The sequence below is a fragment of the Arthrobacter sp. SE2 genome, assembly GCF_058244265.1.
The window spans coordinates 173392-186684 of sequence record NZ_JBZAYA010000004.1 but is presented as its reverse complement, the minus strand read 5'-3'; the positions used below and the strand labels follow the sequence as shown (position 1 = coordinate 186684).

Sequence of the window (13293 nt, the reverse complement as noted above, 5' to 3'; positions counted from 1 at the left end):
GAACGGCATGGGATGAGGTAGAACTTAACCATGAGTGTTCGTACCCCTGACCCGTACTCCGGCTGGCTTTCCGATGAAGACCTCTTCGAAGCCCGCGGCCGCCTCCCGATGGTTTACGTGGAGGCGGTTCCCGTGCGTCTGGATCCACTCGGATTCGTCAACGAGGTAGGTACCCTGCTCCAGGGCGACGCCGACGGCACCATGGTCCGATCCTTCGTGTCCGGCCGCGTGCTGTACCGCGAAACCATCCGTGCCGCGCTGTTGCGGCACATGGAAAAGGACCTCGGGCCGCTGGCCTTCCCCCAGTTGCCCGTCAGTCCCGTGCCGTTCACGGTGGCCGAATACTTCCCGGCGCCGTCGCAGACCGGCTTCACGGACGACCGCCAGCACGCAGTGTCCCTCGTCTATGTCATCCCCGTGACCGGCGAGTGCGAACCGCGCCAGGACGCCCTCGAGCTGACGTGGATGACTCCGCAGGAAATCCTCAGCGACGACGTCCAGCAGGAATTCAGCGGCGGTCGAGGCAATCTGGTACGCCAGGCCTTGGCTTTTGCCGGCGTCGGACAGTAGCGGCAGCGCGGGCAGTAGCCACCTCCCCGATTTGTTGGGTGGGTTTTATAGACTGTTGGGCGGACCCCAAGAGAACCAAAGGACTTCCGATGACTCACAGCCCGGCCGACCAGCAGTACCGTGAAAAGCAGGCTGGGGCCCTGCAAATCGGGGACTACCTGTTCCTCCCTGGGGATGGTCCCGCGGAGGAAATCACGCACATCGAGCTCGAACACGACGACTTTGGCGTGCCCGCACTCATTCTGGTGACCACGCTCGACGGCGGAAAAGTGCGGATCGCGATCGGGTCCAGCGTCCCGGTGGGCGAAGCAGCTGTCGTTCCCGACGACGACACGCTCGCCGAAGAGCCGGCCCTGCTGGCGGAGCCGGTTTCCGGCGGCGAGCCCGACGCCGTTACCCCCGTCGCCGGTGACTCACCCGCGGAAGCCGTTCCCGCCGTCGTCGTACCTCCTTTGCCCGCTGTGGCACCGACTGTGAGCGGATCGACGGCCTCGGCGGCGTCGGATCCCGCGCGGCTCGCGCTGATCCCCGAACCGACAGACTCGCCCGAGGACGTCGTGGCAGCCGCTGCCGAAGCGCACCCCGGCAGGAACGGCGTCGCGGTGCTGAGCGAACGCCTCGTGAAGGGCATCAACACGAAGTCGGGAAGCTGCCTGCGGGATCTGAGCGACCTGGCCCACGATCTTTTCATCGAGCTGCGGGATCCGGACCATGCCCTCGCGGTGGCCGATATTCTCAACGTGATCCCCTACGACGGAAACCGCGACCGGTGGATGTCCGTTGAGCGTTCCCTCGCGCTTTCCAGCTTCATTTGCCGCGAGCTCGGCCAAACGGAACGTGCGGAAGTCTACGATCAACTCCTGCAAGCCCCCGACACCATCGAGACAGACCCGTTCAAGGCCCGGATCGCCGCCAAGGTCCGGCAGCGCGGGCTCAACGAACCGAACCTGTACGACAAGGAAATCTTCCGCTCCATCGACAACGGCAATCGCGACGCCGAGCGTGAATGGCGGCTGCTCCGGCTCGAAACCCTGTTGTTCCTGCGCTCGCACGGCGGCTCGAACACCCTTGGCGTCGGGGAACTCGATCACCGGATCGCGAACGAACTCGAGGCCGTGCGGGCTTAGGCGCTATCGGAGGATTCCGCAAGACCTGTCGCGTTCGCTCCAACGGCGGTAGATTCGGGCCATGACGAACAATCTGAGCGTTGTTGTTAATGCCGACGCGCAGCAAGTTTGGACTTCGCTGCGCGAACCGTCGCTCGTGGCTCAATGGCACGGCTGGGAGGCCGATGAGCTTGGCGACGAGATCAACCAAATCTACTTCAGCACCGCCGTGGTCGAGGGGCCTGACCACACAAGCCTCACCGTGAACGGCGGAGACGTCTTCGAACTCACACCGGTCAGCGGAGGCACCGAAGTCCGCGTGACGCGGGCCGCCTTGGACCACGATTCCGAATGGGCCGCGTGGGACGAGGACATCACCCAAGGCTGGCTGACCTTCCTGCACCAGCTCCGATTCGCTCTGGAACGCCATCCACACGGGCACCGGCGTACGCATTTTGTCTCCCTGCCCGGCGGTAGCGGCTCCGGAATCCAGAAACTTGGCCTGGCCGACGTCCCGGCTCCCGGGGAGGAATACTCGCTCATGCTCCCCACGGGCGAGGCCCTGTCCGGCAAGGTCTGGTTCCGGAGCAACCACCAGGTGGGCCTCACCGTGCACGGTTATGCGGAACACGGGGACGGGCTGCTGATTGTGGCAGACCAGCCCGTGATTCCGGAGAAGAGGCCCGACGGCGGCACTATCGTGATCGCTTCGACCTACGACCTGGGTGCCGCGAGCCTCGACTCGATCCGCTCCCGCTGGGACGGCTGGAAGGCTGAGAACTACCCCACAGAGGTGCATTCGCACTGACGATTCACGCTCCGGGGCTGGCAGACTGTAACGGTGCCAGCCGATTCTTCACTGCCTGCTTCCGGGTCTAACGCCAAGTCCGATCCTTCCGCGCTCGGGGCTGCCCAGCAATCCGCATTTTCCTTCGAGGTAGGTGCGCGGCTCAGCGAAACGCGCCCGCCGTCGTCGGGCCTTTTGAACGCCGACGGCGACAGCCGCTCCGGCGGCGGCAAGCGCCGGGAGTTCCTGGGCCGCACCGGAACCATCACCACACCGCACGGCCAGATCCAGACGCCCGCGTTCATCGCCGTCGGGACCAAAGCCACGGTCAAAGCAGTGCTGCCCGAATCCATGAAGGAGCTCGGCGCGCAGGCCTTACTGGCCAACGCCTACCACCTGTACCTCCAGCCGGGGCCGGAGATTCTGGACGCGGCGGGCGGACTCGGCGCGTTCATGAACTGGGACGGGCCAACGTTCACGGACTCTGGTGGATTCCAGGTGATGAGCCTCGGCTCGGGGTTCAAGAAGGTCATCGACATGACCTCCGTGGATGTGTCCGGGCCTGACGACGCTGTGGCCCCGGGCAAGGAGCGGCTGGCCCACGTGGACGAGGACGGCGTCTGGTTCAAGTCGCACTTGAACGGGGACCGGCACCGTTTCTCGCCGGAAATCTCCATGCGGGTGCAGCACCAGATCGGTGCCGACATCATGTTCGCCTTCGACGAGCTGACCACACTGCAGAATTCCCGTGCCTACCAGGAGGAATCCCTGGAGCGGACGCGTCGCTGGGCCGAGCGCTGTGTGGTGGAGCATGAGCGGCTGACGGCTTCCCGGGTGGGCAAACCCTACCAAGCCCTATTCGGCGTCATCCAGGGTGCGCAGTACGAGGACCTCCGCCGCAAGGCCTGCCGGGATCTTGGCGGGATGCCCTTCGATGGTTTCGGCATCGGCGGTGCCTTGGAGAAGGAGAACCTCGGCACCATTGTGCGGTGGTGCAACGAGGAACTTCCCGAGAACAAGCCACGGCATCTCCTGGGCATCTCCGAGCCGGATGACATCTTCACAGCCATCGAAAACGGCGCCGACACCTTCGATTGCGTCTCCCCCACCCGAGTGGCCCGCAACTCGGCGTTTTACACTCCGTCCGGACGGTACAACCTGTCCGGGGCACGCTACAAATCGGATTTCGGACCCTTGCAGGATGGTTGCGACTGCTACACCTGCGCAAACTATTCCCGGGCGTACATCCACCACCTGTACAAGGCGCATGAGATGGTTTCGCACACGCTGATCTCCATCCACAACGAGCGCTTCGTGGTGAAGATGGTGGACGATGCCCGTCTGGCGATCGAATCCGGGGATTTCTTCGAGTTCAAGGCCGAGACCTTGGGGAGGTACTACTCGTAGCTTCCTGCCGAACTCGCCGGGCTCGCCGGAACGGTGCCGGTTCGCCGGAGCCTCCGGGCGACCCGGCACCGTTCCGGCGACCCCACGTTTTCCACATAGCCGACCAAGCGGCTTCCGCGGGCCCCGGCCTCCAGCGAGGCTGGATCAATGACGCCTTCCAAGTCACCTTCGCTCCCGGAGAGGGGAAACCTTTGGCGCACAGATCAACTCCACGCACATGGGCTCAATTCCCGCGCAATCCAGCTCTTCGTGCGTCGCGGCAAGCTTGTCCGGCTACGGTACGGCTGCTACATCCGGGCCGCGCTCTGGGAGAAGCAATCCGCTTGGCTCCGAAGCACGCAACTGATCTACGCACATGCTCATGGAACGCTCACGACGTCGACGGGAGACTTCGTGTATAGCCACACCTCGGCGGCGCGGCTGCACCGCCTCTTCCTCTGGAATGTCGACGGCGTCATCCACATACTGCTGCGGGTCCGGCCGTCGAGCGAGCGCCTTGGCAAGGACGTCCGCGGACACACCAGGCCTTTCGACGAGACGGACGTTGTGACAATCAGGAACTTGCGGGTCACGTCCCTGGAGCGGACAGTGGTGGATTGTGCCATGCTGCTCAGCTACAAGCAGGCGCTGGTGATCATGGACCATGCGCTCAGGCTTGGCGCTGATCGCACGCTATTGCAGGCCATGGCCGACGCATTGGATGGCCGACGCGGCGTCAGGAACCTTCGAATGGCCCTGGTCAACGCTGATCCACGATCCGAGTCGGCGGGCGAAACCTTGTGCCGCGAACTCATCTCCCGGCTGAAGTTGCCGGTGCCCGAACCGCAGGTTGAGGTGCAAAGCCGGGCAGGCCGGCATCGGCTCGACCTTGCCTGGCGGGAGGCAAAGGTCGCGTTGGAATTCGACGGCGAGGTCAAGTACTTCGATTTCAAGCCAACAGCCGAAGTGATTTTCCAGGAGCGGCGCCGTTCCAGCGAGCTCGCGCCCGGGAGACCGTCAGGGGCGGTCGGCCGTCGTCACGCCGATCACCAGGAGCACCACATTGAGCACGACGGCGGGCGTCACCAGCAGCTCTGGGGCGTTGAACAGCATGCCCAAAGCCAAAGGGACCAAGGCGAAGAGGCACAGAACGTAGCCTCGGATCCTGGTTCCCAGCATGGCCGGTCCGCTCCGTCCAAGCTGCATCAGGTACACCAGCTTGGTCAAGTCTTCCTGCTGGCGGAAGGCTCGTCGCAACATCCCCGCGCCCAAACCACCGCCCGCCGCCGCGCCTAGGACGAGAAGCTCCACCCGGAAGCCGCCCGCCAGCACGAAGAATCCGGCAGCCGCCGTCGTCCACAACCCCATCAGCATGACCGGCAGCGCGACGTGGACCCAGCGCGAGGCCGTCCTGGAAATGGGGAGGAGGGCATCGAGGCTGGGAGCCATGCGCAATTGCCAAAGCGGCCCGGCCGCCGCGGTGGAAGAGAAGATCGCCGCGGCAAGCAGCACAGGAAGCAGGATGATAGGTGAATCGAACGTCCGGACCAGCCCGGTCAAGGGAACGACGGCGAGACCCAGCCCCCAGCGCCACAGCCGGCCGGGCTGCCGGGCGAGCACGGTTGCCTCCGCGTGGAAGAGCGCGCCCGCTGCCGTGCGCGGCATCCCCGGGAGCTTCACCCGGCTCCGTTTGCCGCCGCTGGAAAGCGAGGCACTGAGCTCCCCCGTGTCCATTAGTGTGAGCGCAGCCTGGACATGTCCCCTCGCGGACCCTGCCTTGAGCAGCGATGTCGTGCGGACGCTGGAGAGCTTGTTTCGCATGCCGAGCGCCGCGGCAATCAAAGCGATTGCAGGGGCGACGGCGAAGATCCAGTTTCCTTGCAGCGTCCCGAAAAGCATTGCTCCGATTGCGGCCGAAGCGGCAGCCAACAGCCACGAGGTTGCCCGGCCTTGCGGCCGCGCCGGCCTCTGGGCCGGTCTCTGGGGCCGGGCCGGCGCTGCCAAGCGGGTCTGGGCAAACGCGGCCAGCGCGAGAATAGCCGCGCCTGTCAAAGCCCCCGCCAGGACCCGTCCGGCAAACACCACCGCGTTCGAGCCGCTGATGACTGCTACCGGAATGGTTGTGAGGGCCCCGACGACGGCGGCAGCCCAGACTGCGCGGCGCAGGCCTCGGGCTAGAAGCGGCTCGCGGTTGATAGCCAGCGAGTACCACCAGTGCCGCTGATTCGCCGTGATGCCCAGTGGACCGAGCCTGCCGGCCACCCAATAGGCAGCCAAGCCCAAAAGTCCGAACCCGGCCACTAGGCCGTATTCAACAGGGACGATACCGTAGCCGGCTGAAATCAGATGGCCTCCGAAACCGTGCTCCGCCGCGGCAGTGAGTCCATTGAGGAGGCCTGTCGCATAGATGAGGCCGACTCCGAAAGTCAGGAACTGGATGTATAGCTCGTTGAGCCTGGAAAGCAAGGATTGGCCGCGCGGGCGAATGACGTTCCGCGTTGCACGCTCGGGGTCGAAGTCGACGAACTCCGGCTGCGCTACGGCACCAGTGGACATGCTCACCGGCGAATCCTCGCCACAGCCTCGTCGGTGCTAACCACGCGCGCCCCGCCGTCGTCGACTATTACCGCTCTGGTACACGCGGTCTGGGCGACGTCCGCATCGTGAGTGACCATGACGACGGCGGCACTCTTCTTGGCAGTTCTGGCGATCCGCTGCGCGAGCAGGCCGCGCATGCGGGTATCGAGCCGCTGCTCCGGTTCGTCCAGGACCAGCAGCTCGAAGGGGCGGATGAATGCCGAGGCCAGCAGGAGCTTGCGGCGCTGTCCCGAGGAAAGCTGATCGGGAAACGCATCCGCCACCGTTTGGAGCTCGAAGAAGTCGATCTCTCCCTCCACGGCAGCATCGGGGTTGGCGAGGCCATGCCCCCGGGCCACCAAGGAAAGGTGCTCGCGGACCGTGAGTGAATCAAAGTAGGCATCCTCGTCCAGCAGAACCGAGACCTTGCTGCGAAAGAGGGCCGAGCGGTCGTCCGGCATCAAGCCAAGAACGTGGGCATCGCCCCCAATGGCGGCCTGCGCGCCTATCATCGTCCGCAGCAGAGTGGACTTGCCGGCACCGTTTTCGCCCACCATCCCGAGCACTTGCCCGGAGAAAACCTCGACGTCGAGCGGCCCGCACACTGCATGCTCGCCATAGCCTGCAACAAGATTCTCGGCCGTGAGCACGGCGTTTCCCAGCTTCATCCTCTGAAACTACCGGACTTCCCTGCGGTTCCCCTGAGCCGACGGCCAACGCCCGCTCACATAAACGGCTTCCCAGGCCGACGCCCGCTCACATATATGGCGTCCCGGGCCGATTTCCTGCTCAGGCCCAGTAGCTTGGCTCGCGCTTCTTGATCCAGCCAATGACCAGCGACGTCACGGGAACGAGGATGTATTGGACGCCGACCTTGTATACGAAGCCAACCAGCACATAGTTGACGAAGCTTCCGAAGTCCGTGATGCCAATGACCGAGGCCGCGATGCTGCAGAAGATGAGCGTGTCCACGAATTCGCCCACCCCGGACGAACCCATGAGTCGAGCCCAGAGGGTTCTCTCACCCGAACGGGCTTTCATCTTGACCAGGATCAGGGAGTTGATGGTCTGGCCGGCCAGGAACGCGAGAAGGGAAGCAAGGACGATCTGGGGAACCGGGCCCAGTGCGCCTTCGATGGCAGCCTGCTTGGCGTTGCCGTAATCGTCATTGAAGCCGGGCAGCGCGATGATGATCCAGTAGCAGAGCGATGCGAATGCTGACAGTGCGAACGAGGTGATGATTGCTTTGCGGGCAACTTTGAATCCATAGATCTCGCTCATCACGTCGCCAAGAATGTAGGCAAGCGGGAAGAGGAAGAATCCGCCGTCGGTGATGATCGGACCGAAGACGACGCCTTTGGCAGCGCCGATGTTGGACAGGATCAGCACGACGGCCATGCATGCGAGCATGATGCCAAAGTACGGGGAGCCTATCGACGCGAAGCGCGGCGCGGGTTTACTCAGGGTCTGGGATTCTGGTACTGACGTCATCGCTTGTCCGTTCATAGTGGTTCGCGCAGACGGCCGGAATTAGCACGGCGCCCCGCTGTATTAGCACTGGTGGTGGCCCCGCCAGCAAAACTGCGTAGCCTCCCCTATTCTCGCATCGAGGAATCGAGAATAGTCAGGCAAACTCGCCACCGCCCACGACGCTCGTCACCCCAAGCGAGCGAGCGTCCGGCCAAAACCCCATATAAGCGAGCGGGCGTCCCACCAAAACCCGACATACGTGAGCGAGCGTCGGAGTCGCCCGGAACGGCTTCGACTTCCTCTGGCTGGGCGGCGCGGGCTAGGGCAAGCTTGGTCCAAGACGGGCTGACCGGCGGGATACGCAACGGAACGAGGACGCGCATGGCGGAGCACTTTGACACGGTGGACGAGTACATCGCGTCGCGTCCAGACGAGGTTCGACCCATCCTTCAGGAGATCCGACGGCGGGCCCTGGCAGCGGTGCCCGGAGCCGGGGACAGGATCAGTTACGGTATCCCCACCATCACGCTCGACGGCCACTATGTGGTGTTATTTCGCCGCGTGGAAGCACCACATTTCCGTCTATCCAGTGCCCGTCGGCGACGAGGACTTCGAGCGGGAAATCGCCCCATTCCGGGCGGCCAAGGGCACATTGAAGTTCCCCCTAGGGAAGCCGATGCCGTATGACCTCATCGAAAAAGTAGCAACGCTGCTGGCTGAGCGCGAGCGGCAGCGGGGCGGCTACTGACAATCGGCCGGTGCGGGGGTACGGTACAGCCATGCGCCGCGATGAGCTCGAGCACGCCATCCGGGCCGCTACGGATATCATCCACGGCGACCGGGTGATCGTGATCGGCAGCCAGTCAATTCTGGGATCCTTCACGGAGGACCAGTTGCCTGCGTCGATCACCATGTCGGATGCCGTCGATATCGCCCCGTTTTCCGACGACGACGCCGGCACGCTTGCTGACAGCCTCGACTCCGCCCTTGGTGAGTGGTCACCCTTCCACAAGGAGTTCGGGTTCTATGTCCAGGCAGCCGAAAGGGAGACTGCTGTGCTCCCGGAGGACTGGGAATACCGCCTTGTCGGTGTGCGCAATGAGCGGACCCGGAACAGCACGGGGCTCTGCCTGGATCCCTACGATCTCTGCGCGGCGAAGCTCATTGCGGCACGCCCCAAGGACCACGCGTTCGTTCTGGCACTCATCGAGTCATCCCTCATCGACCGCGTCCGGCTCGTCGACAGAATCAGGCTGATAGACCCCTCCGAGCCTCGCCGCGCTGCGGCTTTGTCTTGGGCCATGTCCGTCTGACCCGGCCCAAACCCGTCCGAAACCGAAGGAGCAAGGTAATGACCAAGGTGGTGGCGTTCATGTCGATGTCCCTCGACGGCTATGTGGCGGATCTCGAGGACGGCGTCGACGAGGTCTTCGACTGGTACTTCGCAGGCGACGTCGACGTCCCTACCTTCAACCCGGGTTTCACATTCCATGTTTCTGAAGCGAGTGCCCAATACCTGCGTGCCTTAATAGGCGATGTGGGCGCGATGCTCACCGGGAGACGCACCTCCGACCGGGCCGACGCCTGGGGCGGCCAGCACCCGTTCGGCGTGCCCGCGTACGTCGTGACTCATCGGATGCCCGAGGGGTGGCCCCGTTCCGACTCCGCCGTCCATTTCGTCACCGACGGGCTGGAAAGCGCTGTCGCGCAGGCAAAGGCCGCGGCCGGCGACAAAATCGTCGTCATGCACGGGCCGGACACCATTCGGCAGTGCCTCGACGCCGGCCTGCTCGACGAGATTCGCGTCGACCTGGTTCCGCTGCTGCTCGGATCCGGTATCCGGTTGTTCGATCGCTTTGAGAACGCGCCGGTCACTTTGGGCAACCCGACCGTCGTCGAGGGCGTGGGCGTCACTCACTTGAGCTATCCGGTCCTCAAGTAGTCGGCGTCACGCGGCGCAGGTTTTTGGGTCGTGCGATTGGCCAAGCCGCGGAATTCCGGGGTGGTTCACCCCACGGGAATCCAAAAAGTTTGCGTAGCGTGACACGTCCACCAAGCCCCCGGACAAAAACTACCCCGAGTGCGCCTCCAGAAATGCGTACACCTCGGTCTCGTCGACGCCGGGGAACGCACCAGGAGGCATGGCGGCCAGGAGGTGCGAGTGGGCGCGGGCGGACGGCCAGGCGTTGCCTGCCCAGGATGAAGCCAACGACGCCGGCGGGCGCTTGCAGCAGTTCGGGTCCGGACACGTCGAAGTAGCCCGCGCCGTCGTCTCCCTTCCGCGGAACCACTTCACGTGCTGGTACGGCACGCCGATGCTGAGCGAAAACTCCCCCGCCGCCGAGCGCTCGGTTCGGGCCGTGCACCAATACGTGCCGGAGACGGTGTCGGTGTATTGGCTGTAGGCGCTGAACTTGTCCGGAACGTCGAATACGGCGCGCGAAGTCCACGCTTTGCACGCCGGTTGGCCCTCGATGGCGCCGGTATGGTCCTGGGGGAAGGCCACGCCGTCGTTCTCGTAGGCCTTGTAGATGATGCCGCTCTGGTGGGTCTTCTGGAAGTGCGTGGTGATGCCCAGGTGTTTCGTGGCGAGGTTGGTGAAGCGGTGTGCCGCGGTTTCGTAGGAGACGGCAAAGGCGTCCCGGATGTCCTCGACCGCGATCTCTTTGGCGGCCTTCGCCTTCTGCAGGAACTCCAGGGTGGCGTGTTCGGGAAGGAGGAGCGCCGCGGCGAAGTAGTTGGTCGCGACGCGCTGCGCAAGGAAGTCGCCGTAGTTCTTGGGCGTTTCGTGGCCGAGCACGTAGTGACCCAGTGCCTGCAGGAGGACCGAGCGGGGATCGTGGTCCTGCCGTTGGCTCTGTGTGAGATAAATTCGGTGATTCTTTAGATCGGTCACTGAGCGGGTGGAATGGGGCAGGTCGCCCACGTGGTGGAGCGTGAATCCGAGGTGGTCCGCGATGTCTGCAATGACGTGCTGGCTCAACGGACCCGTCGTGTACCCAACCCCTTTGAGGACCTTCTGCGCTTCGGCTTCGTACTCCGGAAAATAGTTGCCGCGCTCGCGCATCATGGCACGCAGTTCACCGTTCGCGCGGCGGGCCTCTTCCGGCGTCGCGACCTGCTCGTTGAGCCTGCGCTCAAGCTCCTGCAGGAGACCTATCTGCGACTCGAGAACATCGAGCGGAAGGCGCGCGCTGACGCGGATTTTCGGCAGGTTCAGCGACTCGTACAGGGGCCCGCGCTGGTACCGTTCCAGCTCGATTTCCAGGGCGGCGCGGCGGCTGGGCGGTTCCGCTCCGAGCAGCTGGTCGATCCCCACATTCAAGGCGGCCGCGAGTTGCTTCAACAAACCCAGCTTGGGTTCCCGCTTGCCGTTCTCAATGAGGCTCAGCTGGCTAGGGGCGGTCCCGACGGCGGCGCTCACGTCGTCGAGGGTCAGCCCGGCCTGCTTACGCAGATACCGCACGCGGCGGCCAAGGCTGATGACGTCCAGTTCGGCGTCAGGGGCAGACGACGGCGGCGGTACTTCGCGGTTCCAGCTCACAGGTGACATTTCTTGAGGATACGCGAAGAAGTGCATTTCTTTCCATGGTTTTCCTCTAGAAAGCCTCTTGGAAGTACTGAAAAGTAAGAACTACGGAAACCCCGGTCGGCCTGGACTGCAAAGGCGCAGCGAAGACCGGCCGGGGCTACATACACAGCAACACGCCAAAGTAGCGTCAAAGGAGACAGACAATGACCGCAGCATTTGAACCAGGACAGCCCGCCGCTCAGCAGACAGCAACCGAGCAGGCCGCCGCACTGGAGCTCGAATGGGCTGCCAACCCGCGTTGGGAAGGCGTCACCCGCGATTACTCGGCCACCGACGTCGTCCGCCTCCGCGGCCGCGTCTCCGAAGAACACACCCTGGCCAGGCGCGGGTCCGAGAAGCTGTGGAAGCAGCTCAGCGAGGAGCACAAGGAAGGCAAGTACACCAACGCCCTCGGCGCACTGACCGGCAACCAGGCCGTGCAGCAGGTCAAGGCCGGGCTGCGGGCCATCTACCTTTCCGGCTGGCAGGTCGCCGCCGACGCCAACAACTCCGGCCACACCTACCCGGACCAGTCGCTGTACCCGGCGAACTCTGTCCCCACGGTGGTCCGCCGCATCAACAACGCCCTGCTCCGCGCCGACCAGATCGAATTCTCCGAGGGCATCCAGACCGTCGAGGACTGGCTGGTCCCGATCGTCGCCGACGCCGAAGCCGGCTTCGGCGGCCCGCTGAACGCCTACGAACTCATGAAATCCATGATTCAGGCCGGCGCCTCGGGCGTGCACTGGGAAGACCAGCTCGCTTCGGAGAAGAAGTGCGGCCACCTCGGCGGCAAGGTGCTCATCCCCACCCAGCAGCACGTCCGGACCCTGAACGCCGCCCGCCTCGCGTCCGACGTCGCGGGCACCCCTTCGGTGATCATCGCCCGCACCGACGCCGAGGCAGCCACCCTGATCACCTCCGACGTCGACGAGCGCGACCAGGAATTCATCACCGGCGAACGCACCGCGGAGGGCTTCTACAAGGTCCGCAACGGCATCGAACCCTGCATCGCCCGCGCCAAGGCCTACGCACCGTATTCGGACCTCATCTGGATGGAAACGGGCACCCCGGACCTCGAGCTGGCCCGCAAGTTCGCCGAGTCCGTCAAGGCCGAGTTCCCGGACCAGATGCTGTCCTACAACTGCTCGCCGTCGTTCAACTGGCGCAAGCACCTGGACGACGCCACCATCGCCAAGTTCCAGCGCGAACTCGGCGCCATGGGCTTCACCTTCCAGTTCATCACCCTGGCCGGCTTCCACGCCCTGAACTACTCGATGTTCGACCTCGCCCACGGCTACGCCCGCGAAGGCATGAGCGCCTACGTCGAACTCCAGGAAAAGGAATTCGCCTCCGAGTCCCGCGGCTACACCGCAACCAAGCACCAGCGCGAAGTCGGCACCGGCTACTTCGATGACATCGCAACTGCGCTCAACCCGAACGCATCAACCCTGGCCCTGGTGGGATCCACCGAAGAAGGCCAGTTCCACTAAAACTCACCGCTCGACGGCGAGCTGCTCGCCTCCGGCCTGCGGTGCCTCCGGCCTGCGGACCGGCAATGCTCTGCCTGCTATTCCCCACGTCCCGGTTTCGACCTCGCTGAGCGAGGACGGACCGGGACGCAGGGCCCCTTTTACGCAGGCTGCCGCAATACCGGCCCTCCGGCCTTGAGCGTAAGGCGCCTTTCCGGCAGCCGGGCAAGGTGATCCGGAAGCGTGCGTAAAAGGGGCCCTGTCCCCGCCACGGCCGAGCTTTGCGAGGCCTCTTCGGGCGGGGCTGGGGAATAGCACGCGGAGGATTGCCTTGGTCGGTACGCAACCCGGCAC

The 13293-nt window shown here is 64.4% G+C and carries 13 protein-coding genes; 8 read left to right on the top strand and 5 right to left on the bottom strand.

Features of this window, described 5'->3' with window-relative positions; all coding sequences use genetic code 11:
* Nucleotides 1-30 precede the first annotated feature (30 nt).
* The 4 genes from AC4CS3_RS07650 (at nucleotide 31) to tgt (ending at nucleotide 3870) form a co-directional block, all read left to right on the top strand.
* A complete protein-coding gene (locus AC4CS3_RS07650; RefSeq protein WP_059388553.1) occupies nucleotides 31-570 on the top strand; it encodes an NUDIX hydrolase family protein in 540 nt (179 codons plus the stop codon).
* Nucleotides 571-659: 89 nt separating this feature from the next.
* The gene (locus AC4CS3_RS07645; RefSeq protein WP_490782893.1) at nucleotides 660-1697 is read left to right on the top strand and encodes a DUF6707 family protein; all 1038 of its coding nucleotides are present in this window, start codon (nucleotides 660-662) and stop codon (nucleotides 1695-1697) included.
* A 61-nt stretch (nucleotides 1698-1758) separates the two neighbouring features.
* Nucleotides 1759-2484: an SRPBCC family protein gene (locus AC4CS3_RS07640; protein WP_490782892.1), complete on the top strand. Its 726-nt coding sequence runs from the start codon at nucleotides 1759-1761 to the stop codon at nucleotides 2482-2484.
* 51 nt (nucleotides 2485-2535) lie between these two features.
* Nucleotides 2536-3870, top strand: coding sequence for a tRNA guanosine(34) transglycosylase Tgt (tgt, locus tag AC4CS3_RS07635; protein ID WP_490783050.1), 1335 nt, complete (start codon nucleotides 2536-2538; stop codon nucleotides 3868-3870).
* A gap of 359 nt (nucleotides 3871-4229) precedes the next feature.
* On the opposite strand, the gene AC4CS3_RS07630 is transcribed toward tgt, so the two are convergent.
* The 4 genes from AC4CS3_RS07630 to AC4CS3_RS07615 all read right to left on the bottom strand — a co-directional run bounded on the left by AC4CS3_RS07630 (nucleotide 4230) and on the right by AC4CS3_RS07615 (nucleotide 7917).
* Nucleotides 4230-4475: a hypothetical protein gene (locus AC4CS3_RS07630; protein ID WP_490782891.1), complete on the bottom strand. Its 246-nt coding sequence runs from the start codon at nucleotides 4473-4475 to the stop codon at nucleotides 4230-4232.
* A 391-nt stretch (nucleotides 4476-4866) separates the two neighbouring features.
* A complete protein-coding gene (locus tag AC4CS3_RS07625) occupies nucleotides 4867-6405 on the bottom strand; it encodes a DUF6297 family protein (protein WP_490783049.1) in 1539 nt (512 codons plus the stop codon).
* A gap of 2 nt (nucleotides 6406-6407) precedes the next feature.
* Nucleotides 6408-7094 carry an ABC transporter ATP-binding protein gene (locus AC4CS3_RS07620; protein WP_490782890.1) on the bottom strand — a complete coding sequence of 229 codons (687 nt, stop codon included), beginning with the start codon at nucleotides 7092-7094 and terminating at the stop codon, nucleotides 6408-6410.
* Nucleotides 7095-7215: 121 nt separating this feature from the next.
* Complete coding sequence (locus tag AC4CS3_RS07615; RefSeq protein ID WP_490782889.1) at nucleotides 7216-7917, bottom strand: queuosine precursor transporter; 702 nt, start codon at nucleotides 7915-7917, stop codon at nucleotides 7216-7218.
* A gap of 568 nt (nucleotides 7918-8485) precedes the next feature.
* On the opposite strand from AC4CS3_RS07615, the gene AC4CS3_RS07610 reads away from it, so the two are divergent.
* The 3 genes from AC4CS3_RS07610 to AC4CS3_RS07600 are packed head-to-tail and all read left to right on the top strand — an operon-like array spanning nucleotide 8486 to nucleotide 9838.
* Nucleotides 8486-8644: a hypothetical protein gene (locus AC4CS3_RS07610; RefSeq protein ID WP_490782888.1), complete on the top strand. Its 159-nt coding sequence runs from the start codon at nucleotides 8486-8488 to the stop codon at nucleotides 8642-8644.
* A gap of 31 nt (nucleotides 8645-8675) precedes the next feature.
* Entirely contained in the window at nucleotides 8676-9209 is a 534-nt protein-coding gene (locus AC4CS3_RS07605) for a DUF6036 family nucleotidyltransferase (RefSeq protein ID WP_490782887.1), read from the top strand.
* Between the two features lie 38 nt (nucleotides 9210-9247).
* Nucleotides 9248-9838, top strand: coding sequence for a dihydrofolate reductase family protein (locus tag AC4CS3_RS07600; protein WP_490782886.1), 591 nt, complete (start codon nucleotides 9248-9250; stop codon nucleotides 9836-9838).
* Between the two features lie 129 nt (nucleotides 9839-9967).
* On the opposite strand, the gene AC4CS3_RS07595 is transcribed toward AC4CS3_RS07600, so the two are convergent.
* Nucleotides 9968-11476 carry a helix-turn-helix domain-containing protein gene (locus AC4CS3_RS07595; RefSeq protein ID WP_490782885.1) on the bottom strand — a complete coding sequence of 503 codons (1509 nt, stop codon included), beginning with the start codon at nucleotides 11474-11476 and terminating at the stop codon, nucleotides 9968-9970.
* 155 nt (nucleotides 11477-11631) lie between these two features.
* Here AC4CS3_RS07595 and aceA point away from each other — a divergent pair, with 155 nt between their 5' ends.
* Complete coding sequence (gene aceA, locus AC4CS3_RS07590; protein ID WP_490782884.1) at nucleotides 11632-12960, top strand: isocitrate lyase; 1329 nt, start codon at nucleotides 11632-11634, stop codon at nucleotides 12958-12960.
* The last annotated feature ends 333 nt before the right edge of the window (nucleotides 12961-13293 follow it).

Bases quoted from the DNA above. Each gene is read 5' to 3' on its own strand.
- AC4CS3_RS07650 (WP_059388553.1), top strand. From the start codon at position 31: ATGAGTGTTCGTACCCCTGACCCGTACTCCGGCTGGCTTTCCGATGAA.
- AC4CS3_RS07645 (WP_490782893.1), top strand. From the start codon at position 660: ATGACTCACAGCCCGGCCGACCAGCAGTACCGTGAAAAGCAGGCTGGG.
- AC4CS3_RS07640 (WP_490782892.1), top strand. From the start codon at position 1,759: ATGACGAACAATCTGAGCGTTGTTGTTAATGCCGACGCGCAGCAAGTT.
- AC4CS3_RS07630 (WP_490782891.1), bottom strand. From the start codon at position 4,475: ATGGCACAATCCACCACTGTCCGCTCCAGGGACGTGACCCGCAAGTTC.
- AC4CS3_RS07625 (WP_490783049.1), bottom strand. From the start codon at position 6,405: ATGTCCACTGGTGCCGTAGCGCAGCCGGAGTTCGTCGACTTCGACCCC.
- AC4CS3_RS07620 (WP_490782890.1), bottom strand. From the start codon at position 7,094: ATGAAGCTGGGAAACGCCGTGCTCACGGCCGAGAATCTTGTTGCAGGC.
- AC4CS3_RS07615 (WP_490782889.1), bottom strand. From the start codon at position 7,917: ATGACGTCAGTACCAGAATCCCAGACCCTGAGTAAACCCGCGCCGCGC.
- AC4CS3_RS07605 (WP_490782887.1), top strand. From the start codon at position 8,676: ATGCGCCGCGATGAGCTCGAGCACGCCATCCGGGCCGCTACGGATATC.
- AC4CS3_RS07600 (WP_490782886.1), top strand. From the start codon at position 9,248: ATGACCAAGGTGGTGGCGTTCATGTCGATGTCCCTCGACGGCTATGTG.
- AC4CS3_RS07595 (WP_490782885.1), bottom strand. From the start codon at position 11,476: ATGCACTTCTTCGCGTATCCTCAAGAAATGTCACCTGTGAGCTGGAAC.
- aceA (WP_490782884.1), top strand. From the start codon at position 11,632: ATGACCGCAGCATTTGAACCAGGACAGCCCGCCGCTCAGCAGACAGCA.